Annotated in this window: 11 protein-coding genes, 2 rRNA genes, 1 pseudogene and 1 other annotated feature (1 of these 15 running past the window's edge); of the genes and pseudogenes, 9 read left to right on the top strand and 5 right to left on the bottom strand. The window is 50.6% G+C overall.

Going from position 1 to position 21161, the window contains the following annotated elements:
* Window positions 1–382, top strand: a 23S ribosomal RNA gene (locus Dia5BBH33_RS09790) (it extends 2543 nt beyond the left edge of the window).
* A 77-nt stretch (window positions 383–459) separates the two neighbouring features.
* Window positions 460–576 (top strand): 5S ribosomal RNA (rrf, locus tag Dia5BBH33_RS09785).
* A 154-nt stretch (window positions 577–730) separates the two neighbouring features.
* Here the strand turns inward: rrf and Dia5BBH33_RS09780 are convergent.
* A complete protein-coding gene (locus Dia5BBH33_RS09780; RefSeq protein WP_143332102.1) occupies window positions 731–2308 on the bottom strand; it encodes an IS1182 family transposase in 1578 nt (525 codons plus the stop codon).
* Window positions 2309–3493: 1185 nt separating this feature from the next.
* Here Dia5BBH33_RS09780 and Dia5BBH33_RS09775 point away from each other — a divergent pair.
* Window positions 3494–4084: a plasmid pRiA4b ORF-3 family protein gene (locus tag Dia5BBH33_RS09775; protein ID WP_022382889.1), complete on the top strand. Its 591-nt coding sequence runs from the start codon at window positions 3494–3496 to the stop codon at window positions 4082–4084.
* Between the two features lie 632 nt (window positions 4085–4716).
* Here Dia5BBH33_RS09775 and Dia5BBH33_RS09770 read toward each other — a convergent pair.
* Entirely contained in the window at window positions 4717–5418 is a 702-nt protein-coding gene (locus tag Dia5BBH33_RS09770; RefSeq protein WP_144269250.1) for a dioxygenase family protein, read from the bottom strand.
* Between the two features lie 279 nt (window positions 5419–5697).
* Here Dia5BBH33_RS09770 and Dia5BBH33_RS09765 point away from each other — a divergent pair, with 279 nt between their 5' ends.
* On the top strand, window positions 5698–7680 hold the full coding sequence (locus Dia5BBH33_RS09765) for a TonB-dependent receptor plug domain-containing protein (RefSeq protein WP_144269249.1): 1983 nt from the start codon (window positions 5698–5700) through the stop codon (window positions 7678–7680).
* 488 nt (window positions 7681–8168) lie between these two features.
* Here the strand turns inward: Dia5BBH33_RS09765 and Dia5BBH33_RS09760 are convergent, their stop codons facing one another.
* Window positions 8169–8498 (bottom strand): hypothetical protein, encoded by a 330-nt coding sequence (locus Dia5BBH33_RS09760; RefSeq protein WP_144269248.1) that lies wholly within the window; start codon window positions 8496–8498, stop codon window positions 8169–8171.
* Between the two features lie 680 nt (window positions 8499–9178).
* Here Dia5BBH33_RS09760 and Dia5BBH33_RS09755 point away from each other — a divergent pair.
* Together Dia5BBH33_RS09755 and Dia5BBH33_RS09750 are read left to right on the top strand one after the other, a co-directional pair.
* Complete coding sequence (locus tag Dia5BBH33_RS09755; RefSeq protein WP_144269247.1) at window positions 9179–9508, top strand: hypothetical protein; 330 nt, start codon at window positions 9179–9181, stop codon at window positions 9506–9508.
* Window positions 9509–9746: 238 nt separating this feature from the next.
* Complete coding sequence (locus Dia5BBH33_RS09750; protein ID WP_162501798.1) at window positions 9747–10937, top strand: ISL3 family transposase; 1191 nt, start codon at window positions 9747–9749, stop codon at window positions 10935–10937.
* A 1047-nt stretch (window positions 10938–11984) separates the two neighbouring features.
* Here the strand turns inward: Dia5BBH33_RS09750 and Dia5BBH33_RS09740 are convergent.
* Window positions 11985–13898 (bottom strand): annotated as a pseudogene (locus tag Dia5BBH33_RS09740) (EAL domain-containing protein).
* A 560-nt stretch (window positions 13899–14458) separates the two neighbouring features.
* Here Dia5BBH33_RS09740 and Dia5BBH33_RS09735 point away from each other — a divergent pair.
* The gene (locus Dia5BBH33_RS09735; protein ID WP_144269243.1) at window positions 14459–16075 is read left to right on the top strand and encodes a hypothetical protein; all 1617 of its coding nucleotides are present in this window, start codon (window positions 14459–14461) and stop codon (window positions 16073–16075) included.
* 24 nt (window positions 16076–16099) lie between these two features.
* On the top strand, window positions 16100–17824 hold the full coding sequence (locus tag Dia5BBH33_RS11085) for an autotransporter outer membrane beta-barrel domain-containing protein (RefSeq protein ID WP_162501797.1): 1725 nt from the start codon (window positions 16100–16102) through the stop codon (window positions 17822–17824).
* 74 nt (window positions 17825–17898) lie between these two features.
* On the opposite strand, the gene Dia5BBH33_RS09725 is transcribed toward Dia5BBH33_RS11085, so the two are convergent.
* Complete coding sequence (locus tag Dia5BBH33_RS09725; protein WP_144269242.1) at window positions 17899–19335, bottom strand: sodium:solute symporter family protein; 1437 nt, start codon at window positions 19333–19335, stop codon at window positions 17899–17901.
* 45 nt (window positions 19336–19380) lie between these two features.
* Window positions 19381–19646, bottom strand: a binding site (T-box leader).
* A 238-nt stretch (window positions 19647–19884) separates the two neighbouring features.
* On the opposite strand from Dia5BBH33_RS09725, the gene Dia5BBH33_RS09720 reads away from it, so the two are divergent.
* Window positions 19885–20862: a metallophosphoesterase family protein gene (locus Dia5BBH33_RS09720; protein ID WP_232518046.1), complete on the top strand. Its 978-nt coding sequence runs from the start codon at window positions 19885–19887 to the stop codon at window positions 20860–20862.
* Window positions 20863–21161 lie beyond the last annotated feature (299 nt).

Here is a 21161-nt window from a genome sequence, read left to right as displayed (position 1 = left end):
ACATCCTGGAGCTGGAGTAGGTTCCAAGGGTTGGGCTGTTCGCCCATTAAAGTGGTACGCGAGCTGGGTTCAAAACGTCGTGAGACAGTTTGGTTCATATCCATCGCGGGCGCAAGAAGTTTGAGGGAGGCTGCTCCTAGTACGAGAGGACCGGAGTGGACGGATCAACGGTGTACCAGTTGTCACGCCAGTGGCACGGCTGGAAAGCCGCATCCGGAAAGGATAAACGCTGAAAGCATCTAAGCGTGAAGCCCGTCCCAAGATGAGACTTCTCATCAGCAATGAGTAAGACCCCTTAAAGACGATGAGGTTGATAGGCTGTGAGTGGAAGAGCCGCGAGGCTTGGAGCGACGCAGTACTAATAGGTCGAGGTCTTAACTTAATTTCACAAAAGCACGACCGGCTTGAAAGAGCCTTCGGAACTTCTTTTATATAGTTTTGAGAGAACAGACTCTCAGATTCAGTGGCGATAGCTGTGAGGATACACCCGTACCCATGCCGAACACGGTAGTTAAGCTCACAAACGCCGAAAGTACTTGGCTGGAAGCGGCCTGGGAGGATAGGAAGCTGCTGATTAACTTGAAAATGGGGCTGTGACAAAATGGTTAATCATTTTGTTGCAGCCTCTTTTTTGCGTCTTTATTTCATCATTTTTAGCTCTGCTGTAAGCCTTTTACGTAAAAATGCGCGTAAGCCCCCTTACCCCCATAAGACTTTTAATTATATTGTCTTAGGCGGCAATCCTTATACGCATTATTTTTGTGATGTATTTCCTTAAATTATAGCCAAGTGCTACCAGGTATAACTCGGCTTTTACAGAATCTATCCCTTTTCTGACGATTCTTTTGTACCATCTGTCATGTTTCATGATTCCAAAAGTTCCTTCAGCCTGGATTGACCGGTTCATTCTTAGCAGGGCTCCATGGATGCTTTCCAGATTATCCTGAACCTCCTGGTACATGTTATTCCGTTCTCTGCTCAATGAGATTCTTTTGTTCTTCGGGGTCTTTTTACATTGCTCTGCCAGCGGGCATCCTTGGCAGTCTTCGCATTCAAATACTTCCTCCTGCCTGCCGTATAAGTTCCCTCTGACCAGATGTCTATAGATAAATTTGAAAGCCCTGTCATTTGGACAACGGATGGTTCCATTCTCATCAACTCTAAAGTTTATTGGCCGAAACGGATTGGTATGGTATTTCTTGTCTTTCGTTTCTTTCTTGTACATGGGGAATTTCATATACTTTTCCATACCGTGCTGCTCGCAATAGATGTAATTGTTGAAAGATCCATATCCTGCATCTGCCACAGGATACTTAGGATAAGCCCCATAGACTTCGTGGAATTCCTCCATCAGCGGTACGAAGCAATCCATATCTGAACGATACTGGTTAACATCAATTACGGCAATAAATTCATCGGCAACACCTATTTGGACATTGTATGCAGGCAGAAGCTGATCATTTCCCATGTAGTCCGACTTGATTCGCATGAATGTTGCATCCGTATCGGTCTTCGAATAACTGTTTCTGGAAGTACCGCATATCTGTATCTTCTCAACATATTCTTCAAGTTTTGATGTATATGCCTTAAGCTGCTCATACTTGCGTTGATGATCGGACTTGCGATGCCCGCTTCCATGAACAAAGGCCGTCTCATCAATCTGCCAGATTTCTTTTAATTTATCCAATACCAGACGCAGATAGTCCGGAGCGTATTCTGTATTGATGTTTACACTCATATGGTCATACTTAAGATCATCATTGAGTAACTCAAAAAGGCTGGTAATCTTGGCAAAAAGCTTGTAGCGGGATTTTTCAGCGGATTTCTTCCATACCCAGCTGTATTTATTTGCGTTCGCTTCAAACTTGGAACCGTCAATATATATATGCTGCAAATCCACGTTGAGTTTGCCGCAGAGTTCTTTCGTAATTGAATAAAAGATATCCTTGAGAGAATACTTAAGAAAGCCCTTCACGAAATGACAGAATGTCCGATAGGATGGGGCTTCATAATTCATCAGGTACATATATCTGATATTAACCCTGCAATTATCTTCAAGTTTTCTAAAAGAGCAATATCCTTCTTCTGCGAAACCATAGATGATCGTTTTCAGCATGTTGACGGGATTATACCTGGGTCTGCCAGCGCCACGCGTCGGTATGTAACGAAGGTACTTTTTAAGATCGATTTCCTCCATAAATCTGTCATACATTAAAACAGGATCATCGACATTGAGAATCTCAGAGGGAAACATTGGCAAAATGCCTTGTTCTGCGGTAAAATGATTGCTAGTGTTGTTATTTTTCATTGTAAAAAATTATAACACGAAAGGCTCTGCCCCGGACCAAATGATCCGGGGCAGAGCCCTTTTTGTTGGGATGAATTTTGTCACATCCCCATTTTTATTTGTGCAGATACCTGCTGTGTCATCTCGGCTGGAATGGCTGGGAGGAACAAGCTGCTGATTAAGTGAAAAACCACGTTGATTTAACGCTCAACGTGGTTTTTTATTGTGCAAATAGCGGCTGCGCTGCTAAAAGGCCATGGTACGCCTTGAAATCTAAAGGCTCTTATGTAGAAATCGTACAACCGCCAAGTATGGCGAATCGGAAAACATGCCAACCGAAAGGCTTCTCCACGGGGGAGCTGGCGCCGGAGGCGACTGAGGAGGTGAAGTTCCTCGAGCGAAGCGAGGTTTAAGGGTGTTAACCTTGCTCCGAAAGGAGAAGGTGTCAGCGTAGCTGACGGATGAGATGTAGTTCCCAGCCTGCAAGGCGGCTGTATGGTTTTAATCATGTTGATTCGCCGCTCTCGTGTCATCGCTAAAGTGCCAAGGTACGCTTCTATATCAATATGCTTTTTTAAAAGAACACCACACAACCATACAACCAAGGCTCTGCCTTGCAGAAATGCAACTCATCCGTCGCCATTCGGCAACACCTTCCCTTCCAGGGCAAGGTCAAGTTCAAAACCACACAACCTCGCTTTGCTCGTGGGAACTACATCTCATTCGTCAGGCAACAGAAATTTGGAGCCTGACACCTTCTCTTCCAGAGCAAGGTCAACACCATTTCCTTGCTTCGCAAATGGAAGACCACACAACCTCGCTTTGCTCGCGGAACCTTTTATAAAACCCAATGAATAATCAACCCTATCCGTCCGGCATAAGTATTTGAGGCCGGACACCTTCCCCGTCTGGGAAGGCGAGTTTAACACCACACAACCTCGCGTAGCTCGTGGTAATGAACCCCTTTCGTCGCCTCCGGCGCCACTCTCCCCTAACGGGGACAGCTCATTCTCGCTCCACCGCCTCCATTTCATAAAAAATGGTGTCAATGTTTGCTATTGACGTTGTTTTATTTTATAGTGTATACAGTTATGAAGAACGATGATGATCGGGTGGTTTGAGCCCGGGCTTTTTAGCAGTAATTAATTCGGCAGGGGATGCAGTTTCTGTTTTTGTGTCCCATTCTTGTATTTGGAGGTGCATTTTATGGCAGAACTTTATTCTTTCCACGTGGCTGTGAAGGAGATGGAGGATAAGATTTGGCGGGATATCGATATTTCTGCCAAGTCTACTCTGGCCCAGCTGGCGTACACGATCATGGTGGTCTTTAACACGGGGCGTGATCACATGTTCTGTTTGTACTATAAGGGTAAACGGTATGAGCTTCGCTTCGATCCCGATGGACCTAAGGCAAGCCGGCCTAACCGGGTGCATCTGGAGAAAATGAAGCTTGCGCCCGGGGACGAGCTGACCATGATCTATGATTACGGCTGCAATTGGGAATTCCAGATTACCTTCAAGGGGACGCGGCCCATGGAGCCGGGCAAAGGAAACCATTATCCTCATGTGACCGCCGGCGCCGGGCGTGGTATCATAAAGGACATGTTCCCGGGCGAGTTACTGGAACGTATCGAAAAGGAAGACCAAACAGGCGAACCGCAACTTCCAAGCATGTTTAACAAAGAACACCTACTGTCCTATAAATATTTTGATTTGAAGGATATAAATTATGGCTTGACCGTGGACGTACGGTGGTTGAAAGATGAATACGAGCACGCCACAAACCGCCGCAGGTAACCCGCACTGAGCAGCAAGACGCTCAGATGGGGGAGCTGTCAGAGCAGTTTAAAATCGGAGATATACAAAGAGAGCCTCATGCAAATGCATTGGGCCTTTTTTGCGGCTTGGGCGTCCTTGAGAGTCAGCGAGGTTTTCCGGTTTTCCTCGAGGCGCAGCCTTGGTTTTAAGGTTTTTATCGAGCAACGCGAGGTTTAAGGGTGTTAACCTTGCTCCGAAGGAGAAGGTCCTGGCGGAGCCAGGGAATGAGATGTAGTTCCTAGCCTGCAAGGCGGCTGTATGGTTTTAAAACCGCAAAACCTCGCTCCGCTCGTAGAACCTTTTCATATTTTAAAATGCGATGAATACTGCACCCCTTTCGTCAGCAACAGTTAAATGATTGGCTGACCGCGCCTCCCCCGCTGGGGCAGGTCAAAACCTTCCGTGCTGGCGAAAACGGCTATTATCAATGGCGATTTAAATGCGTTTACCGTAAATGAAAACCGTATTAAATCTCGTTCGATACTACCCATCAGAATCGAGAAAACCTGCCTCAGCGAGGAAGGGTGTCACGGAGTGACAGGAAGGAGTGCAGTTCCCGAGCGCAGCGAGGTTGTTTGGTTTCTCTCCGCTCCCATCATCATTCCCTCTCTTCACTTCTCCCCAAATCCAAATAAATATCCTGTCATGGAGAGGGATCCGGTGTTTCTTACGTTGTTGAAGATCTCGGGTTTTTCTCCCTGGGCGGCGCCTAGTGTATAAAGTAAGGGGAGGAAGTGGTCGGCTGTCGGGGCGGCGTAGGCGGCGTCGGGGTTGTCTTCGTAGTGGATGATTTTTTCGTTGTCTCTCTTTTTGACGAGCCCCGTGATGAAGGCGTCGAAGCGGTCGGCCTGCGGGGAGCCGTTGGGGTTGTCCCATTCTAGTCTTCTGAGGTTATGGACGATGTTGCCGCTGCCAAGGAGCAGGTATCCTTTTTCTCTCAGGGGCGCGAGGGCTTTTCCTATGTCGTAGGCGTTCTGCGGCCCTTCGATGCCCCAGTCGTCGTTGATGGAGATGTCCGGCAGCAGGGCGAGGATGTCGTCGGTGAGTTCCTGGCAGCCTTTGGGATGGTACTGGACTTCGTAGAGTTCCTTCGGGAATCCGTACATATCATAGACCTGGCGCGGTTCGGGATCGCTCTGGACGTACGTCCCGCGGGTGAACCAGTGGGCGGAGAAGGAAAGGATGGCCTTTGGCTTCTCAAATTCGGAAACGACCCTCTCTCCGATTTTCTGGAATTCCTTTGTCAGCTCGTTATCCTCGAGCGCAATCATCGGGCTTCCGTGTCCGGCAAAAATAACAGGAAGTTTCATCATGATCCTCCTTTCGATAAGACCGTATTGATTTCCTTACCTTTATTATAGGTTCGGATTGAGAAAGACGCAAAGAAAAGCAGGCCTGCCCTGTTTCTTTGATACCAATTAATAATAAGTTAGGTCAAGATTTAATATATTGGTGCAAATGATGAACTATTAGTATATAATAGATGAGTCAATAATAAGAATTCATATAATAATAAATTAAAAAAGAAAGGGAGGGTTCGGAAATCGGGGAATGAGAAACCTTTTATCATCATTCATTGAGGAGGAAATTTGATGTATAAAGGGAAGTTATTAACGGGAGCAGTACTTTCAGTATTCATGGCAGGCGCATATGGGAACGCCTGCGCAGCGGACGGGACAAGTGACGCTGTGTATTCATTGAATCCAGTCGTCGTCACGGCCACGCGGTATGAGAAATCCGATGCGGAGATTCCTGCTGCGACGCAGACCTTCACCGAAGAGCAGATCGAGCAGACCGGCGCGGACAATCTGCAGGTCGCTCTGCAGTACCTCGACGGTGTCATCGATGCCGGCATGGGACCGAATGGCACTTCCGTATCGTCCATGACGACCAAGAACGTCATCCGCGGCGTTTCGAACGGGACCGTCGTCATGATCAACGGCACGCCGATCAACTGGCGCACGAATTACAATCTGGAAAACATTCCGACCAGCGCTGTCGAGCGCGTCGAAGTCGTCCGCGGCGGCGGAGCTGTCCTCTATGGCAGCCAGGCGACCGGCGGCGTCATCAATATTATCACCAAGAAGACACTGCCGAACGAAGTGAAAGTCGGCCTCGGCAACAAAGGCCGCCAGGAATACGCCGTCACAGCGAATGCAGGAGACCTCTCCATCGCATACACGTACAATAAATGGGGGAAACTGGGATACGTTTCCTCGTCCGACTCCTCCATCAAGCCGGACAAGACACGCGTCCCCGTGGAAATGAAGCAGCGCTTCTTCGGCTCAGAGAAGAATGATTTCCTTGCCACGTACAAACTCAATGACCATGCGGATTTTCTGTACAACCATAACGAATCAGCCAGCCGCTGGGCCTACACCTATACCGGTATCACCGATCCGGACTACGAGGACATGAACGACCATCCCCGCTACATCCGCCGGTACGAAAACGACAAGGATTTCCTGCAGTTCAATTTCCATGGCCTGGACGGCATCAGCGGCCACGTCTTCTACAATTACAACACACTGAAGACCCACGGCACCGATTACTATTCCTCAACCGGCAAGAAATACGCGGCGCCGAAGGCCGTACGCGGCCAGGAAAAGAACAAGACCTACGGCTACGACGTGCAGAAAGTATGGGATGGAAATCCGGACCAGACCTTCCTGATCGGCACATCCCTCGTCAGGGAAACCTTTGAAAATGAAACGAGCGATACCGGACGCAACATCATCTCCGCCTTCGGATCCTGGGAAAGAAATCTCACGGCCAAGGACGTCCTGACCCTGAGCGGCCGCGGAACATGGACCACCGGCGGCATCCAGAACTTCCACAACTTCAGCGGCCAGGCACAGTACCTGCACAAACTGGACAATACGCAGAGCCTCTACGCCAGCGTAGGACAATCCTTCGTCCTTCCGACCTTCAGCCAGATGTACTCCCGCGAGCAGGCAGGCGGCATCAGCAACATCATCGGAAACCCGGACCTGAAACCGCAGAAAGGCCTCCACTACGAAGCAGGCTGGAAGAAAGAAGAAACCAACCGCCAGTACAAAGTCGCCCTCTTCACCGAAAAAATCGACGACAACATCTCCTACTCCGGCACCTCCGGACGCTGGTATGCCATCAACGAAGACTTCAAGAACCACGGCATCGAAGCCAGCATCAGAGGCCAGGAAGACAACGGCTTCACCTGGCACGCAGGCCTCACATGGCAGGACCCGAAAAGCAAGCAGACCACAGAAAAAACATCCGCCAAGAGATACTGGGACCGCTCTTACGGCCGCATCCTTCTCACCGGCGGCGTAGGCTACGAAAAAGAGAAATGGACCACAGCCCTCAACTTCTCCTACCTCGCAGACCGCGTCCAGTCGCCGCTTGCTGCCCATTCCCACAGCGTGAAACCATACCTCCTGACCAGCATGACCGTGAAATACTCGCCAAACAAATCCAGCGACATCATGCTCGCCATCGACAACCTCCTGAACCGCAAAGACATCGTCTCCTACACCACCAGCGACTACTACGCGACCCCAAGAAACTTCATCCTGTCGTACCGCTATAAATTCTAAGGGAGAAGCGGAGGAAATAAGAAATAGCGAAAGCAAAAAAGGACACCGGAGAAAAATCGGTGTCCTTTTCATGTGGGGAAAATGGGGGCGAGCATTAGCGGCGCGCGGGGAAATAGAACTCGCTCCGCTCGTCATTCCTGAGCGTTGACTTTTGAGAATGATAATAGCGGCAAGCGGCGCACCAGAAAGGCTTCCCCACGGGGGAGCTGGCGACGGAGTCGACTGAGGAGGTGCAGTTATCGAGCGTCAGCGAGGTTGTATGGTATTAAACTTGACTTCCCTTCCAGGGCAAGGTCAAGACCGGTCTGCAGCCCTTTTTCCTTATTGGGAAGGTGAGTGTTAGCGGCGCTCTCGAAGGTTCATTCACTTCTTCACGTCCGGGAGGATTGCGGAATAGACGTGTTCGAAATAGGTCGGGGCGTACCAGGTGCTGTCTATTGGTTCGATGTACTTGATCACTTTCCATGAATCTCCTTCGGCCAGTACGGCTAACTGGCGTCGGCATCCTTTTCCTTCTGCTGCTGGATCACGTGCACTGTGTCATCCCAGGGCTGGCCATCGTGGTAAAAAGACTTTGTCTTTACCGATAAATTGTTGTACGTTCCTTCATCCATGTACCGGCTAACGTCGGCATAAACGGTGTCCTTCGAAGCTGCTCGGTTCAGTACCCTTTCGCAGTCGACGTAAGTGACGAAAGGCCTATGGTTGAGGATCCAGTATAAATTGACCGTCGACTTCACAGTCGACATTGGAAACAAAAAAGAGAAAATGATAAAAAGGAAAACGCAGCCGATTACGCCAGTCAGGATCTTCTTCATAACAATTTCTCCTTTTCGCCTAGAATACCTATATGTAGTTTACCATATTCCTTATTCATCACCGAATCCCGCAGAACTCGCGATGCTCGGGATTCCTGAGCGGGGACTTTTGAGAATGATAATGGCGGCAAGCACCGTACCATAAAGGCTTCCCCACGGGGGAGCTGGCGACGGAGTCGACTGAGGAGGTGCAGTTCTGCGAGCGTCAGCGAGGTTCTTCGAGTGTTACCGCATTTTTCCTGTCATTTTCCGCAGTATACTCTCATTTCCTTAGGGTTATACAGCTTACCGCTTTTTTATGGAGGGTATGTTCAGTATCTAAAGATTTTATGGTACTGTTTTGGGACATTCTGGCGGGCGTGGGGGTTTTCTTTCGATGGTATCGAATGCCGTTAATGCCTATCTACATTTAAATAATTCGTTATAGAAATAGTTCATATCTATCGTACGGAGTTCTCTATAATTCTGACAGATAGATATTTTTTTATCATAGAATTATGATTAAAAGTAAGAAAGTGCCTGTTGGCCCTGTTGATTGTGTATGAGCTGCCTTGGGAAGGCTGCTCGGGGGAAGGAATCTGGCGCCTTGGGAAGGTCTGAGGATTCCTTGCAGGAAGGCACTTGTTTCTTTTTTTAGATGCATGCCCAGGGCTGCATCTTCAGGGTGAGGATGGCCAATCATGAAAAGGGAGTACAAGATTTTGACAGCTCTGGTCGTATCCAGCTTAATGGGATTTTCTGCCATGACGGCAGAGGCTGAGGCTTTGACGCTGACGGGGTCAATTACGGATACGAAAATTACCGGTAACAGCGACACGGGGACGACCAGCGGGAATACGCTGAATGTGACGAATGCGTCAGGTAATGCTTCTTCATCAGGATCCGTTATTGCAGGCGGAAGTATACCCGATAAAGAGTCAGGCGACGCATCGAATAATACCGTCAGTATTTCAGGAAGTATACTTACCCAATATAAAATTTATGGTTCTTCACGCTTTCTTGTGGGATAAAAATAATAACATATAAAATTGGCATTGAAAAAGAGCATTATCTACTCCAAAATGTAAGTTGCCTAAAACTACGCACGGAGGTCGAATAATGCTCTTTTATTACCATAATGAAATCACTTTTAATTGTCAATATTATCGCACAGAAAATATCACTAACCATCCAAATCCTCATTGCCATACCCGAGTTACCAGTCTACGGACTGCCAGAGATTTTTCCTGTCCGCACTGTCACTCCCGTATGTATAGTTATGGGGCTTTTTCTGTACTCATCAAGGATTTTCCAGATCTTCCTAAGCAAAAGAAGTATATAGAGTTCTCGGGGCACAGATTCCGCTGCACATCCTGCGGGGAGACCATAACGGAAGATATCCCCTGCCAATGCCCTTTCACACGCGTTACTTGGGATATGGCCTTGTGGATTATCCATCTGCTTAAGTGTCATACATCCATTTCTGCCATTTCGGCCATGCTCTCTGTACATTGGAGTACCATACAGAAAATACAAAAGCATATCATGGATAAGGCGTTGGCTGCCTTTGAAACCTGCCTGAAGAAAAGTAACTATCGCCCACGGTATTTGGCCGTAGATGAGTTCGCTATCCATAAGGGCCATCGCTATGCCACCTGCGTTATGGATTTGGAAACGGGATTCATCTTGTGGGCCGGCCTGGGTCGCTCCATGGCAGATTTTGAGCACTTCTTTAAGAGCATTGACCTTTCGCTTCTTTCCAGGCTAAAAGCGGTGGCCATGGATATGAACGCATCCTTTAACAGGCTGTTCCAGAAATATTGTCCGAAGGTCCCCATCGTTTATGACCGGTACCATATGCAGGCACAGTTTGGGCGTGATGTTATGGGAGCCGTGCGCCTGGAGGAAGCACAAAAGCATAGGCAGGAAGCAGAAGCATTAAAGGAATATACGAAAGAAACTAATAATCCAGAGCTCCAGAAGATGGCCAGGGAAAAGAGCCATGAAGAAAGGAAGCTTTATACCGAATTAAAGAAATCCCGATGGATACTGTTAAAGAAGGACGACCACCTGAATGAAAGGCAGAAAACTCATCTGTTGGATATCCTGAGCGAGCATAGGGATTTGGCGATTTGTTATGCCATGAAGAAGGAGATGACTCGTCTGTTCACATTGACTGACTATGAAGAAGCTCTCGCCGGATGGACAAAATGGATTCAGGCTGGACTGGAGAGCGGGATTCCTGCCCTGGTAAAGTTTGCCCGGCAAAAGCAGAAGCGAATCAAGGGACTGGCTGCTCATGCCCTGTATCCTATCAATACGGGGAAGCTTGAAGGATTCAATAATAAGATCAAGGTACTAAAAAGAATCGGATATGGGTACCGAAACATGGATTATTTCTTTACCCTTATCCAATTCCATTCTTTACCTAAAAATTATTCATCCCCCAAATCTCCGTGAAGAGCCAAATAATATCCTTCAGAGGAACCTGAAGCTTTCTTGTATAGAAGTGCAGGAACAGAAGAAGCACTGGCAGCGAGGCAAGGCAGAAATCGACATCCCACTCGCCGAAGAATTTCCAGATGGCATCCATGTCCTTCACCTTCTTTCAAAACAAGAGCTTGTAAGGCGGAACCTATGAAGGAGTTATATCAAAATTATATAAAATACGTATTCTATACCTATTATAGATTATAAGCATTTGCAAATACAGTGAAGAAAATGCAAGGACATGGAGACTGCCAATCAAAGGGAAAAGGGAAAAGCCTGCCCGAGAAAGACGAGACAGCCTGAAGATAAAAAGAAAAGACTCGTTTTCATCGAAGGAAATCGCGCTTCAAGAAAACGAGTCGATGATATATGAGGAAATCTTGCATTAAAAGAGATTGATTCCCCCTCAACTTCGCCGCGCTTAACATGAGGAAATGGGGAGGGGAGGAGACGGGGTTGCTCGAGGGGAAAACAGAACGAAATTGGAAAACAAGCCAGCTTCGCAAAACACCATACGACCGAGCTGACGCTCGCAGAACCTTTTCATATTTTAAAAACCAATGAATACTGCACCCCTTTCTCTGGCAACAGTTAAAAGATAAGCCAGACGCCTTCCCCGCTGGGGCAGGTCAAAACCTTCCGTACCGGCGAGCGCGGCTACTATCAATGGCGATTTAAATGAGTTCACTATAATATAAACTATAAAGTGCTCGTTCGATGATATCCATCAAAATCGAAAAAACTGCCCATCGGGGTGGATCCAGCCTATCCTTATACTGACGCTGGTGAAGGGAGTGCAGTTCTTGAGCGATAGCGAGGTTGTATGGTTTTGCATTTGACCTTGCCCTGGAAGGGAAGGTGCCCGACCTCAAATTCTGATGTCGGGCGGATGAGTTGCATTTCGGACAGACGTTAGTCTGGTTTTCCGGTTTTAAATGCTTTCCATTTTTCCAATTTCCCCCAATAAAAAAGGACATGACCCATAAGATAGGGAAGAAGTCATGTCCTTGGAGGGGGCTATTTGCTGTATTTCTGGAGGAAGTCGGGGATGCTGAGGGGCTTGGAGTAGTAGTAGCCCTGAAGGTGGTCGACGCCGAGGGCTTTCATCTTGTCGGCCATTTCTTTTGTTTCTATGCCTTCGGCGGTGATCATGAGGCCCAGGGCATGCATGGTGGAGACGAGGTTCGGAAGGTAGGGGTCGGGATGGCTGCAGTAGTCTTTGACGAGGGAGATGTCGATCTTGATCTCGCTGAAGGGGAGGTCTTTCATGCGGCTGGCGTTGGAGTAGCCGGTGCCGTAGTCGTCGAGGACGATGTCGAAGCCCATTTCCTTGAGGAGGTTGATCTGCTTTTTCCCGTTCGGGTTGAGCGCTCCGTCTTCGATGAGTTCGAGGCGGATGGTGAAGAAGGGGATGAAGTATCTGCGGCGGATTTCGTTCAGGTGGCCGGCAAGGTCGAGGTTCAGACATTGGGTGGGAGCGAGGTTGACGTGGATTCAGTTCATGTTGCAGCGGGTAAGGCCGCCTGCGCTGATGAACTGGCAGGTCTTATCAAAGACCTGATCGTCGAGGGCGTTGATGACGCCGAGGGAGTTGGAGAGCTCGATAAAATCACCCGGCGGTATGATAGTGCCGTCGTCGTCACGGAGGCGCGCGAGGGCTTCTGCACCGGTGAGTTCTTCTGTCTTGGCATCCATGAGCGGCTGAAGGAAGATTTCGATGGAGTCGGTTTCGATGGCTTTGCGGAGGATTTTGCGGATGTGGGTCTGGCGCTCGGCGCGCTGTTTGTATTTCTCGTCGACGACGATGTCCTTGTGCTCGAGGGTGTCGATGTCGTTGAAGGCAAGCTCCAGAGATTCGCGGAGTTCGGCAAGGCTGGAGTAGTTGAGGCGGTTGTCGATGTAGCAGCAGCCGATGTCAAAGGAGGCGGATTCGCCTTCCCTGATCCATGGGTCCTTGAATTGCTGATGGATTTTGGCAATGGCCGCATGAATGTCCATGAAGCCCGGGGAAACGATGAGGAAATGGCCGTCATGGAGATAGAAGCAGTATTTCTTCGGAAATTCGTTCCTGATGTATTCGCCGAAATGGGAAAGGTTGCGGTCGACGACGGCGCTTCCGTAGGAGACGCGGCACTGGTTGTAGCTGCGGATGGCAAATCCGAAGCCGCAGGCCTGATGGTGTTTCAGCGGCTCTTTCATGAGGAGATTGAAGGCAGCACTGGAGAGGAGGCCGGTTTTCTTGTCCTTGAAGAGGTCCGGGTTCCTGACGGTGATGTAAATACAGGAAACGCCGAGTGTGATGAAGAAGGGCAGGAAAAGGGTCTGCCAGTCGATGGCTTCGAGGATGGTGCCGGCGGCAATCAGGGCGCCGGAGAGGAGGAGGCCGTCGATCTGTTCTTTGTTTTCCTTGTTTTCCGATGTAGCCGCTGCGATGAAGCAGAAGACGAGGTAGAAGAGAAGGAATCCATAGAAAGGCACATAGAGGGGTCCCTGGAGGACGCCGAGGTCAGGGTCGATGGTGAAGAAGCACGCATGCCATGGTGTAGTGATGACGACGATGGCCATCACCGCGACGGGGATGGCGGAGAGCGTGAACCATTTCTTGTCGATCCGGTCAGCCATGTGGGGCGTTTCCATTGTGTAGCGGAAGGCGCAGAAAGCGGTCAGGAGAGAGCCTATGTAGTAAAGGACGTTCAAAAGGTAGATCAGCCAGTAGGGCACCTGCTTCCAGTGCGCGCAGACGGCAGCTCCCACGATGCCAAAGAGGATGGTGACAAGGGTCATGACCATCGTGTCCCTGAAATAGAGGGTATCTTTCAGCGGGATTTCGCGGTTCTTCATATAGAAATGAAGGAAGAGAAGGAGGATCGGAATCGAGGCAAGGCAGAAATCCACGTTCCAGTCGCCAAAGAAATTCCAGACCGCGTCCATTTTACTCGCCTTCTTTCTATGACCAGTGCGCAAAAGCAGCGCACGCTAAAACCAGCCGGATATATAAAGAAAGTATAAAACACTTTATCCTATCTTTATTATAAATGAGATTCCCTTGTATCAAAAGGAAATAAGCCATAAAAAGATGTAAATTATTCTATGAAATAAAAGGAAAATTTTATGGCGGTTGGGGGCAGATGGGTAAGTGGAAGAGTGAAGACAGGACAACCTTGCTGCGCTCGAGGAGATGATGTTTTCGGCGCATGCGCGCCACTTTCCCCGGTTTTCTTCTTTCCATCTCGCCCTCGGCTGCGGTTGTGAAGGTGCAATTGGAAAGCACTGTTTTTTCGGATTTCCTGATTCAAAAGTATCCTGCACAAAGTCTCCCAAAATTGTCGTAAACTCCCATAAAATCTGCCTAAAAGTATACTTTCGGATAATTTAAATCGACCATCTTCCATGTTATATTTTAGATAGGGAATAGTAAGAAAGTGTTTATTTGTCTTCAAGGGGTGGGGATCATCATGGGGAGACGGGATGCTTTATTACGGTTATCGATTATGGCGGCATTGCTGCTCGGCGGGGCGATGGCGCCTGTTTTTGCTGCAGATGTGAAGAATCTGTCGGTGACAGTTTCTTCTGGCACGCAGGCGAATGCGTATGGGGGCTATACGATAGAGGAAGGGGCGAGTGCGCTTCAAAATGCGCTGACTCTTTCCGGCCCGGCGAAGGTGTTGAAGGCGTCTGCAGGGGGCTGGTCGCGCTGGGGGAATGCCGAGTGGAATACGCTGACGATCCGGCTGGATGAAGACGGTCTTTTAGGACCGTCGGACATTGTGAGCGGCGGTGTGGCTGAGTCGGAAGGCGGCGGCGCAGCCGTGCATAATACGGTGTATATAGAAAGCGGCACGGTCGAAGGCACTGTAGAAGGCGGGGTCGCTGTCGGGATCAATGGAGTTGGCGACGGTACCGGTGATGTTTTGTCCAATCAGGTCACCATGAGCGGGGGCACGGTCTATAGTGTTTTCGGCGGTGAGACAGGGGAAGGAAATGCCAATGACAACGTCGTGACGATCAAAGGCAGCGCGGCCGTGACCGGTAAGAGCAACGCGGTCTATGGCGGCTATACGATTGATGGAAACGCTTCCGGGAATATCGTAAACATCGAGGATGATGCGGATATTCATGGCGAGATCATGGGCGGCTATACCCGGGCAGGAAGCCTTATTTCCGGAAATAAAGTCAATGTGACCGGAGGAAATGTAAACGAGAATACGGTGTACGGCGCTTATACAGAGACGTCTCTGGGGTTTGCAAGCGCGGGGAGTGCTGATGTCACGAATAACGAAGTGGCCATCAGCGGCGGCTCCGGCGTGGCGGAGGTCTATGGCGGGCGCTCTTATTCCGGTCTGGCACAGGGAAATAAAGTAACGATCAGTGCGGCTTCTGTGTCCGGGAATGTCTACGGCGCTTATACGGCGTACGGCGACGTACTGGATAACCAGGCAGTCATCAAGGGGACGGGCCAGGCAGGAAGCAGCGATACCAATTCCGTCTATGCCGGCTTTACCAACATCGGAGCGGCAGCAGGGAATATCCTGTACATTCAGGATAGTGCGGAAATCGCAGGGTCGGCCTTCGCCGGGTATCAGGGCGGTTTCATATCGTCCGAAACGGTCGAGCGCAATCAGGTCTTCATGAGCGGAGGCTCAGTAGGCGGCGATCTGACGGGCGGCGGCAGCAATAATGGCGGAGAGACTCTCAATAACTATGTGGAAATCACCGGAGGCACTGTATCGGGCAATGTATACAGCGGTTTTACGGATTCGGCGGACGCTCTGGAGAATACGCTGACCGTTGCAGGCGGCCGTGTGGAAGGCAGCTTGTTTGGCGGTTACTCCAACACAGGCACGGCGAATGAGAACAAGCTGACCTTCAGCGCGGGCACGGCAGGATCTGATGCGTATGGCGGCTATGCCCGGGAAGGCGCAGATGGAAATGAAGCCGTACTCTCCGGCACGAGTGTACTGGAAGGAAATGCGGCAGGCGGATCCTCGGCAAGGGGAGAGGCTTCGGGCAACTCGCTGACCATCAAGGAAAATAGCGAGGTCAAGGGCGATGCCGCAGGCGGCGATGTCTACATGGGTACTATTTCAAAAAATATTATCACCATTTAGGATAACGCCAAGGCAGACGGCAATGTGTACGGCGGCATCCAGCAGATCGACCCGGCGCTGCTGGAGTCGGCGGAAGAGGCCATCGAAGAAATTAACAGCAATACGAATCTGAGTGATGAGGATAAGAAGGCGCGCGTGGCTGCCATCCAGACCCAGCTCGCGCAGATCCAGGCATCCATGACAGGAACGGCTGAAGGAAATGAAGTCACCCTGAACGGCGGTACTGTGGCCGGCAAGACATACGGCGGTTCTGTCATGGGGACGGGTAATGCTGAAGGAAACAGCGTCACGCTGAACGCAGGCTCGGTCAATGACGATATTTACGGCGGCTACGCGGCAAACGGAAGCGCGCTGGATAATACCGTCACAATTAAGGGCGGCACGATTGCGCCTGCTGCCAGCCTCTACGGCGGATACAGCACGACAGAAAGCAGCGGCAACAGCCTCAATTTCTACGTCAAAGATGTCACCGTGAAGAATCTGAAATATTTCCAGACACTCAATTTCTACGTACCCGCCGGTACGACGGCCGGGGAAACGATGCTCGAAGTCACAGACGCAGCAGACGTTTCCGGCGCGGCCATCAGGGCGGCTGTCGAAGATACGACTCAGCTTAACCCCGGTGAGGTCATCAACCTGATCCATACGACGGAAAGTCCGATCCTGACGGAAAAAACGACTTACGGCATGATGGACGGCAAGGACCAGGTGACGGACGTCAACCTTCTGCAGAGGACCGTTGGAATCAAGAAGCAGGATGCGAATACCATCGTCCTCTATGTCCCGGGCGACAGTCCGATCACCACGGACCCGGAGACGAAAGTCATACCGGACGAAAGGGAATCCGGCACGACGCTTATCAGCGAAGGCAGCGATCTGGCGGTCAATGAAGGCTTCGAAAGCGCCCTTGCTGCGCACGAGGCAGGCTGGATCGAAGACCACTCCATCAAGGCGGAATTCATCCCTTACGTCGTCCTCGGCGGCCACAACCTGCGCTATGATACAGGTTCTGAAGTCGATTCGAACGGATTCAACGGCGAAGTGGGCTTCGTGAAACGGTCATATCATGAGGATTATATCGATACCATCATGCCGTTCTTTGAATACGGGGATGGAAACTACACCGTCCACTATGAAGACGCCCGCTCCGACGGAGACCAGCGCTATATCGGCGGCGGCATCCTCATCCGCCGGGATAAAGACGACGGCTTCCATTACGAAGGCATAATCCGCACCGGTCACTTCGACGGCGATCTCCACGGCACCGTTTCCGGCAATCACATCAGGTACGACACCGATTCCAACTACATCGCAGCGCACCTCGGCCTTGGAAAGACATACGTCCGCGATACGAACGAATACGACCTCTATGGCAAACTGTACTGGGCCCGCCTGGGCAGCGATACCATCCTGATCAAGAATGACCTTGGCAATACCACATATGAACTGGACAGCGTAGACTCCTTCCGCACCAGACTCGGCCTTCGCTGGACAAAGAATAAAAATGGAAGCAAATCCTACTACGCAGGCATCGCCTGGGACTACGAATTCGCAGGCAAAGCCAAAGCATGGCACGGCGACTACAGCACCCCGTCCTCCAGCCTGAAAGGCTCGAGCGCTTTCCTCGAACTCGGCTGGCAGACCAAGGTCACCGAAGAAGATCCATGGGGCCTGGACCTCCGCGTCAGAGGATGGACCGGCAAGAAAGAAGGCTTCACCTACTCCACGACGATTAGCAGGAGATTCTGAGTAAGCGTGTGCATATATTACGAAAAAAGGACCATGCCTTGTGATTATACTTGGCACGGTCCTTTTGGATTTCTTTATGCTTCTTCCGCAGCGGCCGGTATTTCTACTGGTGTTTCGTAGTCGCGGATGGGTTTTCTTTCTATGAGGCTGACTCCTCCGAAGGTGAGGGCGCAGACAATCCATTCGGCGTAGATGACGTGGGGGAGGATGCGGACGGCGGGGACGAGCATCCAGAGGGCGAGGACGGCGATGGAGGCGAGGAGGGTGTAGAGGGCGGCGCTTCTGGAGCAAAGCCGCGGGGCGTACATGGTCATGAGGACGATGACGGCGAAGGCGGTCATGAGGGAGAGGCCGGCCATGAGGGTGGAGATGATGCCGCTGATGGTGAGGGCGAAGCCGAGGGTCAGAAGACCCAGGGCGAGGACGGAGAGGCGGGTGATTTTCATGTATTTCCTTTCCGTCATGGATGGATCGACGAAGCGTTTATGGATGTCGTGGGAGTAGAGGGTGGCGGCGGAGAGGAGCAGGTTGCATGCGGTGCTGACGTCGGCGGCCCAGAGGGAGGCGAGGGTGATGCCTGCGATCCATGGATTGAGCGTCATGATGAGGCGCGGAAGGGCGGTGGCTGCGTTGATATCCGGGTACATTTCAGCGGCGATGACGCCCAGGAGCGCGGAGAGGAAGCCGACGGGGAGCATAATGAGGCCGCCGATGATGAAGCCTTTCTGTGCGGTGCGGACGTCTTTGGCACCGAGGGAAATCTGGATGATGGCCTGGAGGGAGAGGTTCACGGTAATGAGGACGACGATCCAGGTGGTGATGGTCATTCCGCCCACGCCGCTGATGAAGTCGAGGGAGTGGATGGAGGGCATGTGAAGGGCGACGTTCGTCATGCCGCCGGCCAGCTGGACGATGATCCAGGAAGCGACGGTGATGCCGATGTACTGGAGGGTGACGTTCAGGAGGTTCGACTGGCTGGCGGACCACATGCCGCCGATCAGGGTGATGCCGATGAAGACGACGGCGCTTATCAGCATGCCGGTAAGAGGCGTGAAGAAATCAGGAAGGAGAGCCGAGAGGATGGCGCCGCCAGCGACGAACTGGAGGCTCATGATGACGAGTTGGACGAGGATCTGGCAGGCAATCCCTGCGATCATGCTGTTTCTTCCATAGTATCTTTCCAAGAGTTCCGGCACGGTCGTGATGTTCATACGGCGGTACCTTTTAGCGACCGTGAGGCCCATGACAATGGCGCCGATGCCCCAGGCAGCGGTGTACCAGCCGGCCGAGAGGCCCTTCGTGTACGCCTGCTCAGCCACGCCGATTGTAGACGCGCCGCCGACAGCCAGGCCGACCACGGAAACCATGACGAGCGGAGTCGTCAGCTTTCTTCCCGCGAGCACGTAGTTTTCGACCGAACCGGAAGAACGGTACTTCACGTACGCACTGATCAGGAAGAGCACGCCAATGTAGGCGCAGATGATGAGGATTTGAATGAGTGAGTTTTCCATAGCGGGCCTCCTTGAATTAAAATTTCCAAAAAAAATATCGCCCCTAATAGGGACGATGAGATCGCGGTACCACCCTGCTTACCCGTATAAATAAAAAAAGAGCGGTACCAAGGCTCGAAAATTTCGAGGGACCACCCTGCACATACGGATCAACTTGAACACCAGCTAACGGGGGCTTCCGGCAAAACCTACTGAAATTTCAGCTCTGCGGTTCGGGAAAGAACTTCACACTGCTTCACCTGCCGGTTTTCACCATCCACCGGCTCTCTGAGAGGCTCCGTAGTCCTACTTTTTTCCGTCAATACCTTTTTCTTTGGAAATATGTTGTCTGTATTATACAGGAAATCCGGAAACGCGCAAGTGATTTTTTAAAATTTTTCCGATTTCTTACAGATTAAGCCGCACCATAAAAAATTTTGAGGCACTTCGGGCAGGGCATAAAATCATAAAACAGAGGGGCGGGCATGCGCCTGTCTTCTTAAATCATAGCTTAAATTGTATAATGGAGGTAAATATAGGACGTAGAAAATTATGAAAGAAGGGGTGAAATTGAATAAGAAAATAGGACTCTTTCTGGCGGCCGCAGCCCTTGCCATGACCATTTCCGGCTGCTCTGGCTCTGCCACGAGCGGCAAAGTCGCAAGCAGTGCACCGGACGGACGAGACTATGAGAGAATCGTCGTCATCTCCGACCTCCACTACCCGACAAAGACAGGCACGGACGATCCGGAACTCCGCCAGTATAAAATCGACAACAAGCAGAAGTGCCTTCAGGAAATCAACGGCTGGGACGACGTAGACCTCGTCGCATTCCCGGGCGATATGGTCGCCCTTACCGGCACCATGGACGAGATGAACACCGTCAAAGCCTTCACCGACAACCTGAACAAGCCGAAGGTATTCACCGCAGGCAACCATGAAATCTTCTATCGGGATGTCTTTACAAAAAAAGGCGACGTCATCTCCGCCAGCGAAAGCGTGAAGAAACAGCACCTCGAGAATTACCAGAAGGTCTTCGGCCCCCTGCACAGCACGAAGGAAATGATGGGCTACCTCCTCATCTTCCTCTCGACCGATGACGTGACAGGAAACCTTCCGACAGAAATGTCCAAGGGCGAACTCGAATGGTTCAAGAAGACACTCGACGCCAACAAGAAGAAACCAACCATCATCTTCTTCCACGCCCCGCTGACCGGGACACTGATCCCTTATAACGACAAAGTGGGAAGCCCGAGAAGCTTCGCCCAGCCATCCGCCAAGATCGACCAGATCCTCATTCTGAACCCGCAGATCAAACTCTGGGTCTCCGGCCACACTCACACCCCGCCGACCCAGCCCACATTTGATAACGACATCAACTACTACCACGGAAAGATCCTCGATGTCTACAACCCCACCTGGGACGGCAAGACCATCTGGACCAACTCCCTCTACCTCTACAAAGACAAAATCGTCATCAAAACCTACGACATGGACAAACACGAGGTACTCGATAATTTGACGAGAACCGTGCAGATAGATAGGTAAAGGAAAACCGGGGAAAACAGAACGACAGGGAACACAAGAAAACAAAAAAAGACGTACCGCAAATGGACACGTCTTTTTTGTGTGGAAATGAAACTGCGATGTACTGAGTCCTGACTTTCCAGAGCATCGCCAACACTTGCCTTCCCAGAGCGCCGCTAATACTCGCCTTCCCCGTCTGGGAAGGTCAACACCCTTAAACCTCGCTGCGCTCGTGAAAAATAGGAAATTTTTGCTTATCACTATCTTTATTATAAAAAATAGAATGACAAATGTAGTCATGTAAATAAAAAACTGCAGAA

The sequence above is a fragment of the Dialister hominis genome, assembly GCF_007164725.1.
In the GTDB taxonomy this organism is placed as follows: Bacteria; Bacillota; Negativicutes; order Veillonellales; family Dialisteraceae; genus Dialister; species Dialister hominis.
Note: the sequence above shows the minus strand (reverse complement) of the source record. Positions and strands in the feature narration are given on the sequence as shown.